The sequence below is a fragment of the Nocardia fodinahabitans genome, from assembly GCF_052983615.1.
In genome coordinates this window covers 3,223,429-3,241,512 of the sequence record NZ_JBRJJC010000001.1, presented here as the reverse complement: position 1 = coordinate 3,241,512, position 18,084 = coordinate 3,223,429, and the positions used below count along the sequence as shown (strand labels likewise).

The window sequence follows — 18,084 nt, the reverse complement described above, 5'->3', positions numbered from 1 at the left end:
CGCCGCGGGGCGCACAGTGCGTGTGCCCCGCGGCGTAGCTGTCTACCGGCGGAACAGTTTGTTGCCGAGCCAGACGATCGGGTCGTATTTGCGATCGACAACTCGCTCTTTCAATGGAATGAGCGCGTTGTCGGTGATCTTGATGTGTTCCGGGCACACCTCGGTGCAGCATTTGGTGATATTGCAGTAACTCAGACCCGCCTCCTCCTGTGCCATTTCCCGGCGATCGGCGGTGTCGAGCGGGTGCATCTCCAGTTCGGTGATGCGCATCAGATAGCGCGGGCCCGCGAAGGCCTGCTTGTTGTCCTCATGATCGCGGACCACGTGACAGGTGTTCTGACAGAGGAAACACTCGATGCACTTGCGGAACTCCTGCGAGCGCTCCACATCGACCTGTTTCATCCGGTAGTCGCCGGGCTTCAGGTCCGCCGGTGGCGTGAAAGACGGTATCTCCCTTGCCTTCTCGTAGTTGAACGAGACGTCGGTGACGAGATCCTTGATGATCGGGAAGGTGCGCATCGGCGTCACCGTGATCACCTCGTCCTGGGTGAAAGTCGACATTCGCGTCATGCACAGCAACCGCGGCCTGCCGTTCACCTCCGCCGAACACGAACCGCATTTGCCCGCTTTGCAATTCCAGCGGACCGCGAGGTCGGGTGCCTGGGTGGCCTGCAGACGATGGATGATGTCGAGCACCACCTCGCCCTCGTTCACCAGCACCGTGTAGTCCTCGAGGCCACCGCCGTCGAGATCACCGCGCCAGACCCGGAACCGGGCGTCGTACCCCATCGCTACGCCTTTCCCTCGGTCGAGCCGGCCGCCGGATGTTCGGCCAATTCCTGCTCGGTGTAGTACTTCTCGAGTTCGCTGAGCTCGAACAGGGCGAGCAGGTCGTCGCGCATCGGCGTCTGATCGGCCGGGGTGACGGTGACCGCCGGAACCGGCCGGTCCTTCGTGGCCGGGTCCACCGCGCAGACCAGCAGCTTGTTGCGCCAGTCGGGGTTCATGCCGGGGTGGTCGTCGCGGGTGTGTCCGCCGCGGCTCTCGGTGCGCAGCAGCGCCGCCTCGGCGACGCATTCGCTGACCAGCAGCATGTTGGCCAGATCGAGCGCCAGGTGCCAGCCGGGATTGAACTGCCGTTTCCCCTCGACGGTGACCTCGGCGTATCTGGCGCGCAGCTGCGCCAGCTTCTCGATGGCCTCACGCACCTCGTGTTCCTTGCGGATGATGCCGACCAGGTCGTTCATCGTCTGCTGCAACTCGCTGTGCAGGGTGTACGGGTTCTCGCCGGTGCCTGCGGCGGGCGGATCGAACGGCGCCAGAGCGGTTTTCGCGGCCGCCTCGATATCGGTCTCGGCCGGTGCGGGCCGGTCGGTGAGCTGCTGGACGTAGGCGGACGCGCCGAGCCCGGCCCGCCGGCCGAACACCAGCAGGTCCGACAGCGAGTTGCCGCCGAGCCGGTTCGAGCCGTGCATGCCGCCGGAACACTCACCGGCGGCGAACAATCCGGGCACCACCGCGGCGCCGGTATCGGGGTCGACCTCGATACCGCCCATCACGTAGTGGCAGGTCGGGCCGACTTCCATCGGTTCGGCGGTGATGTCGACATCGGCCAGTTCCTTGAACTGGTGGTGCATCGACGGCAGCCTGCGCACGATCTCGTCGGCAGGCATGCGGGAGGCGATGTCGAGGTACACGCCGCCGTGCTCGGTGCCGCGCCCCGCCTTCACCTCCTCGTTGATCGCCCTGGCGACCTCGTCGCGGGGGAGCAGGTCGGGGGTGCGGCGCGCGGAGTCGTTGTCGCGCAACCACTGATCGGCCTCGGCCTCGGTCTCGGCGTACTGACCCTTGAACACCGGCGGGATGTAGTCGAACATGAAGCGCTTGCCGTCGGAGTTCTTCAGCACGCCGCCGTCACCGCGCACGCCCTCGGTGACGAGGATGCCCTTCACGCTCGGTGGCCAGACCATGCCCGTCGGATGGAATTGCAGGAACTCCATATTGATCAGCGTCGCGCCCGAGCGCAGCGCCAGCGCGTGGCCGTCGCCGGTGTACTCCCAGGAATTCGAGGTCACCTTGTAGGACTTGCCGATACCGCCGGTGGCCAGCACGATCGCCGGTGCCGTGAACAGCACGAAGCCGCCGGACTCGCGCCAGTAGCCGAAGGCGCCCGCGATTCGGCCGGTATCGGTGAGCAATTCGGTGATGGTGCACTCGGCGAAGACCTTGATCCTGGCCTCGTAGTCACCGGTGGCCGCGTAGTCCTCCTGCTGCAGCGAGACGATCTTCTGCTGCATGGTGCGGATGAGTTCCAGGCCGGTGCGGTCGCCGACGTGGGCCAGCCGGGGGTAGGTGTGGCCGCCGAAGTTGCGCTGGCTGATCCGCCCGTCGGGCGTCCGATCGAACAGCGCGCCATAGGTTTCCAACTCCCACACCCGGTCGGGCGCCTCCTGCGCGTGCAGTTCGGCCATCCGCCAGTTGTTGAGGAACTTGCCACCGCGCATGGTGTCCTTGAAATGGGTCTGCCAGTTGTCCTTCTCGTTGGCATTGCCCATCGAGGCCGCGCAGCCGCCCTCGGCCATCACGGTGTGCGCCTTGCCGAACAGCGACTTGCACACCACCGCGACCGACAGCCCTTGCTCGCGGGCCTCGATCACCGCGCGCAGCCCGGCGCCGCCCGCCCCGATCACCACGACGTCGTAGTCGTGCCGTTCCACATCTGACATTCGAACTAGCTCCTGGAGTCGACGCGATTCAGTTGACGAACCGCAGGTCCGAAATGGTCTGGCTGGCAACCAGCATCACGTAGAAGTCGGTGAGCACGAGGGTGCCGAGGGTGGTCCAGGCCAGCGCCATGTGGCGGGTGTTGAGCTTGGAGACCTGGGTCCAGAACCAGTACCGCACCGGATGGCCGGAGAAGTGTTTGAGCCTGCCGCCGGCGATATGCCGGCACGAGTGGCACGACAGGGTGTAGGCCCACAGCAGGATGACGTTGACCAGCAGGACGATGTTGCCGAGGCCGAAGCCGAAACCGCCGGTCTCCCCGTGGAACGCGATGATCGCGTCGTAGGTGTTGATCAGCGAGACCAGCAGCGCGACATAGAAGAAGTAGCGATGCGAGTTCTGGATGATCAGCGGCAGCCGCGATTCACCGGTGTAGCGCGCGTGCGGTTCGGCGACCGCGCAGGCGGGCGGGGAGAACCACACCGACCGGTAGTAGGCCTTGCGGTAGTAGTAGCAGGTCAGCCGGAAGCCGAGCAGGAACGGCAGCACCACGAATCCGAGCGGGATCCACATCGGCAGCTCGCCGAACGGGGTACCGAAGTGGCTCGATCCCGGGACGCAGGAGTCGCTCAGGCAGGGGGAGTAGAACGGCGTCAGATAGTGGTATTGCGGCACCCAATAGGCCGTGCGCACAAAGGATCTGATCGTCGCGTAGACGATGAAGGCGCCGAGGCCGATCGCGGTGAGCAGTGGTGGCAGCCACCAGCGGTCGGTACGCAGGGTCCGCGCGGCGATGCGGGCCCTCGTCTTGCTGAACACGCCCGTCCCGGTCGACGGGCTGGTGGTCGGTGCGGCACTCACGGTGGATGCCTCGCTGATCTAGGCCGTGCGGCGGTTGATCATTCCCCACCGCGATGGATTGTGATGTGGAGCACCATACGCCTGTGTTCTTGCCGCTCGAGCCGGGTATCCCGCAACCGCCCGCCGAACACCCCGGTGATCTCTGTCACAGCAATAACTCCCGTGACAGTCGGTCACGCCTGTGCAACAAACCTGTGGTGCCCTGTGACAGGAATTCCCCGCACCGGGGAAAGGAGCGTGACGAGCAATGAGAAGAGCCGCGATCGTGGCACCCGTCCGCACGCCCAGTGGCGTGGAGGGTGGCGCGCTGTCCGGAATGCCCGCCGAGTGGTTGGCGACCACGGTGCTGTCGGCCGTGATCGAGCGCTCCGGAATCGACCCACTACGCATCGAGGACGTCGCGATGGCGTGTGTCGACGGCGGGCTCTCCGACGTGCCCGCGATCGGCGCGCTGGCCGCGCGCGGCGCCGGGCTGCCCTTCGCGGTGCCCGGATTCCTCACCGACCGGCACGGCGGCAGCGGCCTGCAGGCGGTGATCACCGCGGCGATGATGGTGCAGACCGGGGCCGCCGACGTGGTGGTGGCCGGCGGCGTGGAGTGCGCGCCCGCGCAGGCCGGACTGCCGGGCGGTCGCGCGGGACTGCGCAACGCCGAGCGGCTCGCGCACTACTACGGTATCGACCGCACTGCCGCCGACGAATTCGCCGTGGCCAGCCATCGCAAGGCGGCGCGGGCCTGGCGGCAGGGCGCGTTCGGCGCGGAAGTGGTGCCGGTCGGCGTCGCCGCCGGTTCGCTCGAACACCAGATCCGCCGCGACGAGGGCGTGCGCGACGACCTGTCGACACACACGCTGGCCGGGTTGCGGCCGCTGCTCGCCGACGGCGTCGTCACCATCGGCAACATGAGTTCGCACCGGCTCGGCGCGTCGGCCTGCCTGGTCGTCGCCGAGGACCGGCTCGACGAACTGGGTCTGGCCCCGATGGCCTTCCTCGCCGGCTGGGCCGCCGCGGGCTGTGACAGCGAGGGCCCGGCGCTCGGCGCGGCGCCCGCGGTGTCGAAGCTGCTGGCCCGTACGGGCTGCTCGCTCGACGACATCGACCTGCTCGAGATCAACGAGGGCTACGCGGTCGAGGTGCTCGCCCTGGCCACCGAGTGGGATCTCGACCCGCACGACCGGCTCAATGTGAACGGCTCCGACATCGCCCTCGGGCACCCGGTCGGCGCCACCGGCCTGCGGATCATGACGACGATGCTGCACGAGCTGGGCCGCTCCGGCGGCCGCTACGGCCTGGAGGCCATCGCGCTCGGCCACGACCACGGCATCGCGGCGCTGTTCGAATCGGCCGATTCCGACGAGCCGTCGGAGACCCCGCGCGGCGCCCGGTTCCACGGCGTCCGCACCGGACGCCGGTTCGGCAGACACCGCGCCTGACAGGGGTTGGCGCGGCGACCCTGGGTGGCAGGACCGCCGCGCCGGTGAACAGGTCTGACTATTTGGTTCTCGGCCGGGAGTGGAAACCGAGGCCCTCGTCCTGAGCGCCCATCCAGGCGGCCTCGTCGGACTTGCTGTCCGGGACGTAGATCGGTTCGGACCTGCGTGGGACGGCGAGCTCCGGCGGTGGCGCCTGCTCGAACTCCTCGGCATCGATGACGAGCCGCTCGAGGTCGTTCTCCAGCCGGCGCACGGTGGCCGCGTCGCCGTAGTTGGAGCGCAGTGCGCCGATCGATTGCCGGAGTTGACCGACCGCGTAGCGCAGTTCCGCGATATCGCTGCGTGTCATCGTTACCTCCTGTGTATATGGCGGGCATACCGACTCGCCGGATCACCTGGCACGCCCGTGAACTCCCGGGCCGCACTGCACCGAGCCGTGTGACTCACCACACAACGTGATCTCCACCACAATAACCGAGCTTTTCGGTTTGCGCCCGTAGTTGGCCCGGATTCCGCGATTGCCGTCCGGTAACTCCGGGTCTCAGCCCGCGACCGCGTAGTGCTTGCGGACTCCCGCCGCGGCCCGTTCGACAAGGACGGCGATCGAGCTCGCGACTTCTTCGGCGCGCTCCAGGATGACGCTGTGTCCGGCGCCCTCGATCCGCACCAGCTCGGCGCCCGCCAGTTGTGAGGCCAGCACCACCGAGTGGGTGAACGGCACCATCAGATCGGCCGAGCCGGCCAGCACCAGGGTGGGCAGATCGCCGAGCCCGCCCAGGGTGCGCGCCTCGTCGAAGGTCAGCAGCGAGCTGAGGAAACCAGACATCGTCAGCAGCGGCGTCTCGCTCAGGATCGCGGTCGCGACCGCGGCGACCCGCGGATTCACTCGCCGGGTGCCGGTGGCCGCCTCGCGGATCAGCGGCCCGAAGATCCAGCGCGAGAAGCGCTTCGAGGCCTGCATCACCCGGGGCGCGCGCACTACCGCGTGCTGCAGCGACGCGACGGCGTGCCGGTTGAGCAGCCTGCCGAGGCCGACCTCGGTGAGCCCGCCCGCGGCGCCCGCGATCAGCCCGATCCCGGCGACACGGGTGCCGATCGACGCGGGGAACAGCCGGGCGTAGGCCAGCAGCACCATCGCGCCCATCGAATGCCCGACCAGCACCACCGGGCCGGTCGGCGCGACCGCGCGCAGCACCGCGTCGAGATCGGTGGCCAGCTGATCGATGGTGTAGGTCGCGTGGTGGGCGTGGCCCGATTCGCCGTGGCCGCGGTGGTCGTAGAAGACCATCCTGGCGTCGGCGTCCCAGTGTTCTAGCAGGTACTCGCGCAGGAACGCCCACGATTCGGTGTGCAGGCAGTGGCCGTGGACGAAGACGACGGTCAGCGCGGCGTCGGCGGCCCCGAAGGTGCGGACCGCGATCGGCACACCGTCGTCGGTGACGACGGTGGCGCGCCGGCCGATGAGATCGGTGGCGGCGAACGACTTCGACATAGCGGCCTCCCGCGGTCCTGGAGCGCTGGCCGCGGCCGGCCGGAAGGTTGGGCCGCGTACTGAGTGTTTCGAACCAGGTTTCCGGCCCGTTAGCCCGCCAATCCTGGCGTTATCCAGCCGATGCGCAACCGAATCCGGGCGGGCCCCGGCCGTTATGCGGGAGATTCTTCGACTATCTAGCCCTCAGGCTAGAAATCTGTAGATCGACATCGAGAACTGCCGACAGCGCTGTCTTCGGCTTTCTATGGGAACAGCTAGAGAATGGCAGAGAGCTATACGCTGCGCAGGTAGCGGCCGAAGTGCGGGACGGTGAAGCCGATCGTGCCGCGCTCGGCCGAGTAGATCAGGCCCTTCTTGATCAGGCCGTCGCGCGCGGGGGAGACCGAGGCGGGCTTGCGGCCGAGCTCGGCGGCGACCGCCGATGTCGCGACCGGGCCGTCGTCACCCGCCAGGTCGGCCATCGCACGCATGTACTCGCGCTCGGCGGGCGTGGCGCGTTCGTACCGGGAGCCGAAGAAGCCGACCGCCAGCTCCTCCTCGGCGGCCGGCGCGGCCACCTCGACGTCCTCGGCGGTGATCGGGGTGTCCGGCGCCTGGTCCCAGGTCGCCTTGCCGTAGGCCTGCACGAAATACGGGTAGCCGTCGGCCTTCTGGTAGAGCGAATCGAGCGCGTCCTCGGTGAACTTCACCTCTTCGCGCTCGGCGGGGGCGATCAGGGCGAGGTCGGCCGACTGCCGGTCGAGCCGGTCGATGCGGTGATAACTGAACAGTCGCTCCGAGTAGCTCTTGGAGGCCGACAGCACCGCGGGCAGATGCGGCAGGCCGGCGCCGACGACGATCAGTGGCGCGCCGTCCTGGCTCAGCTCGTGGCAGGCGCCGCAGATCGCGGAGACGTCGGCCGGGCCGAGATCCTGCATCTCGTCGATGAAGATGCCGATCCCGACGCCGATATCGGCGGCCAGCGCCGCGGCCTCCTTGAACAGCTCGATCAGGTCGATCTCGATATCGCCCGAATCGGCGCGGCCGGTCACCGCGGGCACATCGATGCCGGGCTGCCAGCGTTCGCGCATGCCCTTGTCGGCGGTGGCGCGCAGGGCGAAGGCCTTGAGGATGCCGAGGAAGTCGTCGACGTGCTCGGGATTGCGGTGCGCCATCGCGATCGCGCGCACCGCCATGTGCAGCGCCGAGGACAGCGGCCTGCGCAGATCCTGGTCCGGTCGCGCCTCGATCTTGCCGGTGCCCCAGCCGCGCGAGATCGCCGCCGAACGAAGCTGGTTGAGCAGCACGGTCTTTCCGACGCCGCGCAGTCCGGTGAGCATCACGCTGCGCTCCGGCCTGCCCCTGGCCACCCGTTCGAGCACGATGTCGAAGGCGGCGAGTTGCTTGTCGCGCCCGGCCAATTCGGGTGGACGTTGGCCGGCGCCGGGAGCGTAGGGATTGCGCACGGGGTCCATGCCGGACAACCGTAGCGCGGATCGACAGGGGAATCTCGGTAACTCTGGGCTGTGTCCTAGATACTGCTAGCGAAGCGTCAGACGAGCGATCGACACGGAAACGGAGTGGCATGGCCGAGGGATCCCAGCGGGACGCGCACGGTGAGCCGATGGTGACCTCGACGGCCGCCTTCCTCGACGCCGTGCGGCTGCCACCGGACGCGCACCTGACCGAGTCGATCCGGGTGTTCCTGCGGGCCGCCGTGGAGGGGGAGGGCGCGGCCGATCCGGAGGCGCTGGCCGCACTGGCGCTCGGCCCGCTGCTGATCGCGCTCGGGCGGCTGGAGATCGATCTGGCCGACGCGCGCACCCGCATCGCCGACCTCGAACAGGTGCTGGGCGGACGCGATGGGCGTCGTCGATAACGCAACGGCCGGCCGGGATATCGGACCGTTACGCGCGGCGACACGCCGGAAGGACGGCGCTTGTCCAGGGCTTTCCCGAGTGCGGGAAAACAACTTGCGTGCTTCGCTGGACAGCTTCCATCACAGGCCGTAATCTTCTCGTGACTTAGTGGAGTCTGTCGCTTCGTCAGAGGAGCGGCGCCATTGAGTCACTGCCGAATAGTTGTCGTCGCCAAGCGATTCCGACGACCCGGTGGTGGAGTAGCAAGATCGGAGACTCGTCTCGGTGGGTAAACACAGCTTGCAGCGGGATTCTCGACTGCCGAATTCCGTCAAGGGCGCCCTCGTCATGGGTGCGGTGGCCGCCACGACAGGTGCGATGCCCGCGATCTCGCAGGCCGCCACGATCAACATTCCCGGCCTCGGTAACTTCGATCTGCCGCCGGAGCTCGAGCAGCCCGCGCAGCAGGTGGAGAAGCAGCTCCAGGCGATGGTCGCCCCGCAGGGCCAGGCCGCTCCGCAGCTGCCGTCCGTCACTTTCGACAACCCCTTCCAGCAGCAGCAGTCGGCGGGCAACGTCGCGCTCGACGCCGCGCGGACCAAGCTCGGTGCGGTCTACAGCTGGGGTGCCGCAGGCCCGTCGAGCTTCGACTGCTCCGGCCTCGTGCAGTGGGCCTACCGTCAGGCCGGAATCGAACTGCCGCGCACCAGCTTCGAGCAGTCGCACGTCGGCGCGCCGGTGTCCTTCGACAACCTGCAGGCCGGTGACATCGTCATCACCAACGGTGGCGGCCACGTCGGCATCTACGCAGGCAACGGTCAGCTGCTGAACGCCGTGCAGTCGGGCACCCCGGTGTCCTACACCCACCTCAGCGCCGACGACGTCGTCACGGCTCGCCGTATCGTCTAAGGGGTGACCCCCGCGGAACAACGCTCCGTCACCCAGGCCCGCGTCGACTCGTGGATCTGGGCGGTGCGCTTGTTCAAGACGCGCTCGGCCGCGGCGGAAGCCTGTCGCGCCGGGCATGTGCGAATCAACGGCGTCACCGTCAAACCCGCGCAGCAGGTGCGGATCGGTGACGAGATCCGGATCAAGCAGGCGGGTCTCGAGCGCATCGTCGTGGTCGAGCGGATCATCAGCAAGCGCGTCGGACCACCGATCGCCGCGCAGTGCATGATCGACCGCAGCCCGCCGCCACCGCCGAAGGAAGTCCTCGCCTCGATCCCGCAGCGCGAGCGCGGCGCGGGCAGGCCGACGAAACGGGAACGCCGCGAGACCGATCGACTGATGGGCCGCACCGACTAGCGCAGTTCTGACCACACGCTATGCCGGTGCCTTCGCCGCCAGTCTGCTCGCCGCCGCCGTCGCGATCCCGATCGTGCACAGGGTGGCCAGCATGATCGCCGACCCCTCACCCGGCACGAGCGCGCCCATCTGACTGCCTATCGTCACGGCGGCGACCGGCACCCCGATCTGTGCCGCCGCCAGCGTGCCGTAGGTGAGTGGCTGACCCACCACGCGCGCCGCCCAGTGCGCCACGACCGCGCCGACGCCGAGCACCAGGCCGAGCAGGATGAACCGCGGATGCTCGCCGAGTTCGCGCAGGTCCAGCCGCGCCCCCAGCCAGACGAAGAACAGCGGCGCCAGCAGACCGTCGCTGATCGCGAACACCTGCTTGGCCACCCGCCGCGGCTCGCCGATCCCGGCCACCGCCAGCCCGGCCGCGAAGCCGCCGAGCATGATCGACACATGCATCGTGCTGGCCACGCCGCACAGCAGGAAGACCAGCACCAGGCTCACCCGCAGTTCGAGCGTGAACTTGCGCTCCTCGGACACCTCGTGCACCTGCCGCCGGGCGCCGGTCTTCTCCAGATACCGCAGGATCAGGAACATCACGCCGGCACAGGCCGCGACGACCAGCGCGCCGATCGCGGCCCGCAGCGCGTTGTCCGGATCGAGCACCAGGGGCAAAGCGACGATGCAGGCGGTGTCGGCGATGGCGACCTGGGCGGTGAGGGCCAGCACCGGCGGCCCGCTCAAGCGCAGCGAACCGATGATCGGCAACGCCATCGCCGCCGAGGACGACGCCATCAGCACCGCGTAGATCCCCGCGTGGCCGATATCGAAGGCCTGGGCCACCGCCCAGCCCGCGACCGCGGCGGCGACACCGACCAGGGCCGCCCGCACCATGCCGGTGCCGAGGGCGCCGCGCACGGCGGGGTCGCGCACCGGGACGTGGGTGCCCGCCGCGAACATCACCAGCGCGAAACCCATGTCGGCCAGGAACACGAAGATCGGATCGCTCGCGTCGAGGATCCGCAGGCCCGTCGTACCGAAGACGATTCCCGCCAGCAACTCGCCCAGGATCACCGGCAGATGCAGCCGCTTCGGCAGGGCGAGCAGTGGCCCGAGCACCCCGAGCGCGACGATCAGCGCCAGGGTCGCGAAGGTCACGGCATCGCGGCGATCTTGGCGGGGATCTCGGCGTTCTCGTCGGCGAAGTAGAGCGCGCAGACCCGGTGGTACCCGTCGGCGATCAGCATCGGCACGTTCTTGCGGCAGTCACCGCGGACCAGCAGGACCGGCGAGAGTTTCTTGCCCTCGTTGATTTTGAGCAGGTCCTTGCGCACGTGTGGATTGTCCGGGGTCAGGGCCTCGAGCTGGGAGGCGCGCAGGATGTCCTTCGCCTTCTTCACGACCACCGGTGCGCTGCGGAGGCCGGCGACGATCGCCTCGACCACCGTCGCGTCGCCGAGCAGCTCGAGATAGTCGGCGGCGGCCGGGTAGTCGTGTTCCTCCGGGGTGGCCTTCCATTGCACCTGGATGATTTGGTCTGCCATCGAATCATCATCCGCCGCTGGTGCCGGGTTAGCGGGAGCGTCGCTGGATGTTGTCGTTTGTTTGCGCGATCGGTATCCGGGCGCCGGGTCCCGAAAAGTCCACGGTGGTCGGGTTGTGGGCGATCGCCTACGGTGGCACCTATGGGTGAGCGCAGGACTATGTTATCGACGCTTCTCGCCTGCTGTGTCGCCGCCGTCGCGACGGTTCCGCGGCTGCTGTGGCCGCGTGCCGCCGACACCGCGTTCCTGGCCGCGCTCGAGTCGGCGCCGCTGCCGCCTGCCCGCGAGACCGTCGCGCTCATCGCGCTCGTCCAGGCCGAGCTGTCCGCGCCGACGGCGATCGTCGCCGAAGGCGTGCGGACGCTGCGGTCGACACCGCTGACCATGTCGACCTTCCTGGTGCGCCACCCGTCGGCCACGTTCCTGGTGGACCCGGCGATCTGCGCGGGCGTGCACGAGCGGGTACTGCCCGAACTGCCGTTCCCCGTCCCGCTGCTCGTCGCCCCCGGCCAGCCGGTGCGCGGACTGAGCGAAGTTCTCGCCGCGCACGACCTGACCGGCGCCGATATCGATTTCGTGCTGCCGACGCACCTGCACTGGGACCACGTCGCCGGGCTCTACGAACTGCCCGGCTGGGTGCCGATCCGGGTGCCCGGCGTCGAATACCGCTGGGCGATGGGCGGATCGCAGGCCCCGCACGGTGTCGCCCGCGGCCCGCTGCGCGGCCGCGTCTTCGATCTCTACGACCTCGACGGACCGCCGGTGCTCACCTTCACCCGCAGCCACGACCTGTTCGGTGACGGCTCGGTCGTGCTGGTCGACTTGGCTGGGCACACGCCGGGCAGCATCGGCGTGCTGCTCGCCGTCGACGACGGGTCGCGGGTGCTGCTCGCGGGCGACGCGGTGTGGAGCACTTTGCAGGTCGACTTGCTGCGGGAGAAGGCCCCGCTGCCCGGCGACCTGCTCGACGACGATCGCGATGCCGCCTTCGAGACGGTGCACCGCCTGCACGCGCTCCCCGACGACATCGAGCTGATCCCCGGCCACGACCGCGCCGCCGTCACCGCCCGCGCGCCACACTGACCCTCAGCGCGCCGCGAGTCCCTCCGCCACGCTCGCGTAGCGCGGCCGCCAGCCCAGCTCCTCGTGCGCCAGCGCGCTCGAGATCCGCATCGACGTGTCCGCCATCAGCGCCCCGATATAGGGCACGGCCAGCCGGATCAGCCACGCCGGCAGCCGGATCGGCCGCGGCGTGCCGTGGCTGCGGGCCACCTCGGCGAAGAATTCGCGCCAGCAGATCGGGGTGTCGTCGGCCAGGTTGTAGGCCCGGCCCGGAGTACCGCGGTCGAGCGCGGCGACGGTCGCGGCGGCGGCGTCCGCGACATGAATCCAGCTGTTGACGCCGCCGGATCCGAGCGGCCCGACCGGGTTGTGCTTGCGCATCATGTCGGCGAACAGGTCGCTGAACGCGCCCGGCCCATAGAACAGCCCGTACCGCAACGCGATGCCGTCGACGCCCGGCGCCTCGAACACCTGCTGCTCCCCGGCGACGGTCGCGCGCACCACCTCGTCGGCGACACCGCCGGTGTACACCCCGAACGGATCGCGCTCGGTCAGCGGCCGGTCACCGTGATCGAGATAGCCGTAGCCGAGGATCAGCGACTGGGTGACGAAGCGACCGGCGCCGACCAGGTCGGCCGCCGCGAGCAGATTGGCCGTGCCGATGGTGCGCAGCAGGCCGGTCGGGTCGTCGGCCGGAATCCGGCGCTGCACCTTGGCATCGCGCAATGCGGTCGCCTCGTGGACGACGGCGTCGAACGCGGTGCCGTCGAGCGCGCGCAGCAGCCCATCGCGATCGAGCACATCGGCGGTGACCGGCTCGGCGCCGAGCTCGCGCACCAGCGGGTGGGCGTCGGGCTTGCGCACGATGGCCGACACGCGGTGCCCATTCGCCGTCAGCGCGCGGATCAGCGGGCGGCCGATGGCGCCCGTGGCGCCTGCGAGCAGAACTTGCATGGGAGTTCCTTCCGGCGGAGTGAGTGTTTCCCTGCTTCCTGGACGTATCGGGCTGCCGCGATGTGACGGTCTGTGACGGGCTTCACCCGCGGTACGGTGACCGCGAATTCGGCTTATGTCACGGCGGGTCGACGGCGTGTCGGTGTGTATCGTGCGGCTCATGCGAGTCGACGGTCGGGAGATCCCGGTCACGGGAAGTCTCCTGCAGCCGCTGATCCGGCGTACCAGCGACATCATCCGGGTCGTCCTGGCGGCGGTCGGGGTCGGTGTGGTGGTCGCGGGCTCGCTGATCACCAGGCCGGAATGGCTGGCGCTGGAACGGTCGGTCGCCAAGATCGTCGACTTCCTCAGCCCGGATCAGTCGACCCTGGTGTACCTGGTCTACGGCATGCTCATCCTTGCGCTGCCGTTCGCGATCCTGATCGAACTGGTGTTGCGCAGGCAGTGGAAGCTGCTGGCGGGCTATGCCGCGGCCGGGCTGCTCGCGGTCCTGGCGCTCTCGGTCACCGGCGCCGGCATCTCCACGCCGAACTGGCATCTGCCGGTGCCGGATCGCTTCGACACCTTCCTCTCCCAGTTCCTCGACGATCCGCGCTGGATCGCGATGCTCGCGGCCATGCTCACCGTGTCCAGTCCGTGGCTGCCGTCGCGACCGCGGCGGTGGATGTGGTTCCTGCTGTTGATGTTCGCGCCCATCCACCTGGTCGTCAGCTCGGTGGTGCCCGCGCGGGCCATGTTCGGGCTGGTGGTCGGCTGGCTGGTCGGCGCGGTGATCGTCTGGCTGGTCGGCACGCCGGCGCTGGAGGTGCCGCTGGAAGCGGCGGTGCGGGTCCTGGCCCGGCGCGGCTATACCGTGCGAGCCTTCCGGGTCGACCGGCCCGCCGGGCGCGGTCCACTGCTGCTGGCGACCGCCGTCGACGGGCCCGAGTCCGAGATCGTCGTCGAGATGTACGGCCGCGATCAGCGCAGCTTCGGCGCGATCAGGCAGGTGTGGCGCTGGATCACCTTCCGCTCCAGCGAGACCGCGCCGCTGCACGGCTCGATGCACCGGGCGGTGGAACATCGGGCGCTGCTCGGCATCGCCATCGGTGACGTGGGTATGGCCGACTCCCACCAGGTCGCCGTCGCCGGCCTGGACCGTGGCTGGATGCTGTACGCGCGCACCGTCCCCCACGGCACCCCGATCCGGAAGCTGTCCGCGCAGGTGCTGCCCGGGGTGTGGCGTTCGCTGCTGCGCCTGCACGAGAACCAGATCAGCCTCGGCGATCTACAACCCGACAATGTGCGAGTCCACCAGGGCGACACCCTCTTCGGCGGCTTCACCTCGGCCGAGTTCGGCGCGGCCGACGCGCAGCGCCAGAGCGACATCGCCCAGCTGCTGGTCTCGACGACCTCGCTCTACGGCAAACACGAGGCGGTGTCGGCCGCGATCGAGGTGCTCGGCGAGAGCGCGGTGGTCACCGCGGCCCGGCGGCTCACGAAATCGGCCATGCCGACCGGGATCCGCAAGTCGGTGCCGCAGTGGACCAAGGTGATGGCGACCGCGCGCGAGGAGATCCGCGAGCAGACCGGTCACGACCGCATCCATCCCGAACAGCTCACCCGCTTCACCCGCAACCAGCTCATCCAGCTGGTGCTGCTGGTCGGCCTGGTCTACGTGGCGTATCCGTTCTTCAGCCAGGTGCCGACCTTCTTCAGTCAGCTGCGCACGCTGAACTGGTGGTGGGCGCTGCTCGGCCTGGTGATCTCGGCGGTCACCTATGTCGGCGCGGCTGTCGCACTCGGCGCCTGCGCGGACTGGATCGTCCGATTTCGCGATCTCTTCCTGGAACAGCTCGCGAATACCTTCGTCGCGACCACCACGCCCGCCGGCGTCGGCGGGTTGGCGCTGAGCGTGCGCTTCCTGCAACAGGCCGGGATGACGACCATGCGCGCGACCGCGGCGGTGGCGCTCCAGCAATCGGTACAGGTGATCACGCACCTGGTACTGCTCATCGTGTTCAGCGTGGTGGCGGGTACTTCCACCAATCTCGCGCACATCGTGCCCGACGCGACCGTGCTGTATCTGGCCGCGGGCGTCGGTGTCGGCCTGATCGGCGCGTTCATGTTCGTGCCGAAACTACGCCGCTGGGTGAATCATTCGGTGCGCCCGCAACTCAAGGAAGTCCTCGGCGAGCTCGCCGACCTGGCCCGCGACCCCATCCGGTTCTCGATGATCGTCGGCGGCTGCGGCGTGATCACCCTCGGCCAGGCGCTGGCGCTGTGGGTCAGCGTCGAAGCCTTCGGTGGCGGTACCGATTTCGTCGCGGTCACCATCGTCACCATGATCGGCGGCACGCTGGCCGCGGCCGCGCCGACACCGGGTGGCGTCGGCGCGGTCGAGGCGGCGTTGATCGGTGGTCTGGCCGCCTTCGGCGTTCCCGCCGAGATCGCGGTGCCCGCCGTCCTGCTCTATCGCGTGTTGACCTGCTGGATTCCCGTCGCCCTCGGCTGGCCGATCATGCGCTGGATGGGCGAGAAGCAGATGATCTGAGGCGATCAGCCGGCGCGCGATGCTGTCTGATCCACACGCGCGCCTCGTCCGTCGCGTTCTCCCCGGTCGGCCCGTCCGATACCCTGCATTCCTGGTGTTGCCCGTGGCTTGCCGGGCAGGCCGGACGGTCGGTTCCACTCGGCGATCGGCCGCATGACGTGAACCACCCCACAGCTGTCGCGGGTGCGTGCGGGGCGCGGTTCGAGCGCATAAACTGTCTGGGACGTAGCCGGATGATGACCGAGAGGTGTTGTTTCGATGGGATCCCGGACGGTGGTCGCCGACGTCGCCGACGAATTGGCGCGCCGGGTCGCGACCGGCGAATACCGGCCCGGCGAACTGATGCCGTCGGTCCGCCAGGTCGCCGACGAGTTCGGGATGAACCGGGCCACCGCGCAACTCACCCTCGGCAGGCTCGAGTCCTACGGCTTCGTCGAGGCCCGCCGCGGCAAGGGCTTCACCATCCGTGACGTCAGGGAAGAGGGCGGCATGGATGTCTATCGGCATCTGTTCCGGTTCTCCGTCACCGCGCCCGACGTCGCCGCGGAGATGTTCACCGACATCGTCGAGGTGGAGCGCGGCATCGTGCTCGAGGCGTTGCTCGGCTACACCGCCGCCGAGAAGGTGCTCGATGCGGCCGAGCTCGCCGCCGCCGTCGACGAGCTCGAGTCGATGGCCCGCCAGAGCGTGCCCGATCACGTCCGGATCATCACCGCCGAGATAGCGCTGGTGCGCAAGCTGCTCGGCGTACTCGGGATGAGCATGCAACGCGCCGTGCTCAATTCGGTCGCCGACATGGTCGCCGAGGTGCCCGAGGCGGTCGCCGCCTACTTCGCCGTTGCCGCCGATCTGCACGTGCTCGTCTGGCGCGCGCTGCTCGCGGTGTGGGACGCCGATTCGGACCCGACCGAGGCGCAGCTCGCCCTGTTCGAGGACCTGTTCGCGCTCTACCACGAGAAAGTCATCGCCCGCTTCGACGAACTCGTCGGCGCGACCCCGGTCGAATCCACGGCCGCCACCGCCTGACCGATCTGCCTCAGCTGTCTGGGTCGGAAGGCTTGGCGCCCTCCGGCTGGTGCTGCCACGGCAGGTGATGACCCTGCGGCAGCATCGAATCGATGATCGGGCCGACGTTCGGGGCGTGCGGGGTCGGGTTGGTGGGGCCGGGTAGCCGGTAGCTGAGGTTACCCGGCCCCGGTGTTTCAGCCGTTGAGCTTCGTCAGCCGGTCGTAGGCGGTGACGTACTCCTCGACCAATCGGTTGACCACGTCGGCGCTGCGCTCGACCTTGTTCATCATGCCGACGACCTGGCCGACCGGGTTGAAGTTCACGTCCTTGGCCGCCTCGGGGTAGCGGTGGCCGCGCTTCACGCCGTCGAGGGCCACCATCATCTGCAGCGGCATCGGCAGCGGGTCGGGGTTCTCGGTGTCCTCCCACGCGTCGGTCCAGTCGTTGCGCAGCATGCGGCAGGGCTTGCCGGTCCAGGAGCGCGAACGGATGGTGTCGTGGCTGGTGGCCTCGAGGTAGGTGTCCATCTGCGCCGGCGGCACATTGGCCTCCTCGACGGTCAGCCACAGCGAGCCGGTCCATGCGCCGGCCGCGCCCATCGCCAGCGCCGCCGCGACCTGCGCGCCGTTGCCGATGCCACCGGCGGCCAGCACCGGCGTATCGCCGATGGCCTCGATGACCTGCGGCCACAGCACCAGCGAGGACACCTCGCCGCAGTGCCCGCCGCCCTCGGTGCCCTGGCAGACCACGAAGTCCAGCCCGGCCGCCTTGTGGTTCATCGCGTGCTTGACCGAACCGCAGAGCGCGCCGATCACCCGGCCGGAGTCCTGGATGCGCTTGACGACGTCCTCGGGCGGGGTGCCGAGCGCGTTCGCGACCAGCTTCGCCTTCGGGTGGTTCAGGATCACGTCGACCTGCGGGCCCGCGGTGGTCGCGGTCCAGCCGAGCAGCTCGTTGTGGTGCTCACCGTCGGGCAGCGCGGGCACGCCGTGGTCGGCCAGGATCTTCTGGGCGAAGTCGCGATGGCCCTGCGGAACCATCTGCGCCAGCTGCTTCTCCAGCTGCTCGGGGGTCAGGCCTTCGACGCCCTTGCCCTCGTACTTCGACGGGATCACCAGGTCGACACCGTAGATGCCGTTGACGTGCTCGTCGAGCCAGGCCAGCTCCACTTCGAGCTGTTCGGCGGTGAAGCCGACGGCGCCGAGCACGCCGAGTCCGCCCGCGTTGCTCACCGCTGCCACGACATCGCGGCAGTGCGTGAAGGCGAAGATGGGGAACTCGATGCCGAGTTGTTCGCAGAATTCGGTACGCATACCGAACTGTAACACGTTCTATTTTCT

17 protein-coding genes are annotated in these 18,084 nt (G+C 68.9%); 7 read left to right on the top strand and 10 right to left on the bottom strand.

Translation table 11 applies throughout. From position 1 onward, the window contains the following. Nucleotides 1-42: 42 nt before the first annotated feature. Genes NV348_RS15175 through sdhC form a run of 3 tightly spaced genes read right to left on the bottom strand, consistent with a single transcriptional unit; the run spans nucleotide 43 to nucleotide 3,585 of the window. Nucleotides 43-789 (bottom strand): succinate dehydrogenase/fumarate reductase iron-sulfur subunit, encoded by a 747-nt coding sequence (locus NV348_RS15175; protein ID WP_447147534.1) that lies wholly within the window; start codon nucleotides 787-789, stop codon nucleotides 43-45. Between the two features lie 2 nt (nucleotides 790-791). Then, the gene (locus NV348_RS15170) at nucleotides 792-2,726 is read right to left on the bottom strand and encodes a fumarate reductase/succinate dehydrogenase flavoprotein subunit (protein WP_447147533.1); all 1,935 of its coding nucleotides are present in this window, start codon (nucleotides 2,724-2,726) and stop codon (nucleotides 792-794) included. Nucleotides 2,727-2,754: 28 nt separating this feature from the next. Further along, nucleotides 2,755-3,585 carry a succinate dehydrogenase subunit SdhC gene (sdhC, locus tag NV348_RS15165; RefSeq protein ID WP_447147532.1) on the bottom strand — a complete coding sequence of 277 codons (831 nt, stop codon included), beginning with the start codon at nucleotides 3,583-3,585 and terminating at the stop codon, nucleotides 2,755-2,757. 247 nt (nucleotides 3,586-3,832) lie between these two features. Between sdhC and NV348_RS15160 the strand changes: the two genes are divergently transcribed. Further along, nucleotides 3,833-5,017, top strand: coding sequence for an acetyl-CoA C-acyltransferase (locus NV348_RS15160; RefSeq protein ID WP_447147531.1), 1,185 nt, complete (start codon nucleotides 3,833-3,835; stop codon nucleotides 5,015-5,017). Between the two features lie 58 nt (nucleotides 5,018-5,075). On the opposite strand, the gene NV348_RS15155 is transcribed toward NV348_RS15160, so the two are convergent. The 3 genes from NV348_RS15155 to NV348_RS15145 all read right to left on the bottom strand — a co-directional run bounded on the left by NV348_RS15155 (nucleotide 5,076) and on the right by NV348_RS15145 (nucleotide 7,963). Next, nucleotides 5,076-5,366: an Rv0250c family protein gene (locus tag NV348_RS15155; protein WP_071930967.1), complete on the bottom strand. Its 291-nt coding sequence runs from the start codon at nucleotides 5,364-5,366 to the stop codon at nucleotides 5,076-5,078. A gap of 192 nt (nucleotides 5,367-5,558) precedes the next feature. Then, nucleotides 5,559-6,509 carry an alpha/beta fold hydrolase gene (locus NV348_RS15150; RefSeq protein ID WP_447147530.1) on the bottom strand — a complete coding sequence of 317 codons (951 nt, stop codon included), beginning with the start codon at nucleotides 6,507-6,509 and terminating at the stop codon, nucleotides 5,559-5,561. A gap of 272 nt (nucleotides 6,510-6,781) precedes the next feature. Continuing rightward, a complete protein-coding gene (locus tag NV348_RS15145) occupies nucleotides 6,782-7,963 on the bottom strand; it encodes a DUF8462 domain-containing protein (protein WP_447147529.1) in 1,182 nt (393 codons plus the stop codon). 110 nt (nucleotides 7,964-8,073) lie between these two features. On the opposite strand from NV348_RS15145, the gene NV348_RS15140 reads away from it, so the two are divergent. The 3 genes from NV348_RS15140 to NV348_RS15130 all read left to right on the top strand — a co-directional run bounded on the left by NV348_RS15140 (nucleotide 8,074) and on the right by NV348_RS15130 (nucleotide 9,652). Next, nucleotides 8,074-8,367: a hypothetical protein gene (locus tag NV348_RS15140; protein ID WP_447147528.1), complete on the top strand. Its 294-nt coding sequence runs from the start codon at nucleotides 8,074-8,076 to the stop codon at nucleotides 8,365-8,367. Nucleotides 8,368-8,695: 328 nt separating this feature from the next. Beyond that, the gene (locus NV348_RS15135; RefSeq protein ID WP_355275443.1) at nucleotides 8,696-9,256 is read left to right on the top strand and encodes a C40 family peptidase; all 561 of its coding nucleotides are present in this window, start codon (nucleotides 8,696-8,698) and stop codon (nucleotides 9,254-9,256) included. Nucleotides 9,257-9,259: 3 nt separating this feature from the next. After that, nucleotides 9,260-9,652, top strand: a complete 393-nt coding sequence (locus tag NV348_RS15130) for an RNA-binding S4 domain-containing protein (protein ID WP_447147527.1) — start codon at nucleotides 9,260-9,262, stop codon at nucleotides 9,650-9,652. An 18-nt stretch (nucleotides 9,653-9,670) separates the two neighbouring features. Here NV348_RS15130 and NV348_RS15125 read toward each other — a convergent pair whose 3' ends face one another. Both NV348_RS15125 and NV348_RS15120 read right to left on the bottom strand, forming a co-directional pair. Then, nucleotides 9,671-10,801 (bottom strand): cation:proton antiporter, encoded by a 1,131-nt coding sequence (locus tag NV348_RS15125; protein WP_447147526.1) that lies wholly within the window; start codon nucleotides 10,799-10,801, stop codon nucleotides 9,671-9,673. After that, nucleotides 10,798-11,187 carry a hypothetical protein gene (locus NV348_RS15120; protein ID WP_447147525.1) on the bottom strand — a complete coding sequence of 130 codons (390 nt, stop codon included), beginning with the start codon at nucleotides 11,185-11,187 and terminating at the stop codon, nucleotides 10,798-10,800. Before NV348_RS15120 ends, NV348_RS15125 begins: the two co-directional genes overlap by 4 nt. A 141-nt stretch (nucleotides 11,188-11,328) precedes the next feature. On the opposite strand from NV348_RS15120, the gene NV348_RS15115 reads away from it, so the two are divergent. Next, nucleotides 11,329-12,270 carry an MBL fold metallo-hydrolase gene (locus NV348_RS15115; RefSeq protein WP_447147524.1) on the top strand — a complete coding sequence of 314 codons (942 nt, stop codon included), beginning with the start codon at nucleotides 11,329-11,331 and terminating at the stop codon, nucleotides 12,268-12,270. Between the two features lie 3 nt (nucleotides 12,271-12,273). On the opposite strand, the gene NV348_RS15110 is transcribed toward NV348_RS15115, so the two are convergent. Then, on the bottom strand, nucleotides 12,274-13,203 hold the full coding sequence (locus NV348_RS15110) for an NAD-dependent epimerase/dehydratase family protein (protein WP_447147523.1): 930 nt from the start codon (nucleotides 13,201-13,203) through the stop codon (nucleotides 12,274-12,276). A 160-nt stretch (nucleotides 13,204-13,363) separates the two neighbouring features. Here NV348_RS15110 and NV348_RS15105 point away from each other — a divergent pair, with 160 nt between their 5' ends. Both NV348_RS15105 and NV348_RS15100 read left to right on the top strand, forming a co-directional pair. Next, entirely contained in the window at nucleotides 13,364-15,736 is a 2,373-nt protein-coding gene (locus tag NV348_RS15105) for a flippase-like domain-containing protein (protein ID WP_447147522.1), read from the top strand. A gap of 258 nt (nucleotides 15,737-15,994) precedes the next feature. Beyond that, a complete protein-coding gene (locus tag NV348_RS15100; RefSeq protein ID WP_447147521.1) occupies nucleotides 15,995-16,762 on the top strand; it encodes a GntR family transcriptional regulator in 768 nt (255 codons plus the stop codon). A gap of 176 nt (nucleotides 16,763-16,938) precedes the next feature. On the opposite strand, the gene NV348_RS15095 is transcribed toward NV348_RS15100, so the two are convergent. Then, nucleotides 16,939-18,057, bottom strand: coding sequence for an NAD(P)H-dependent flavin oxidoreductase (locus NV348_RS15095; RefSeq protein WP_355275173.1), 1,119 nt, complete (start codon nucleotides 18,055-18,057; stop codon nucleotides 16,939-16,941). Nucleotides 18,058-18,084 lie beyond the last annotated feature (27 nt).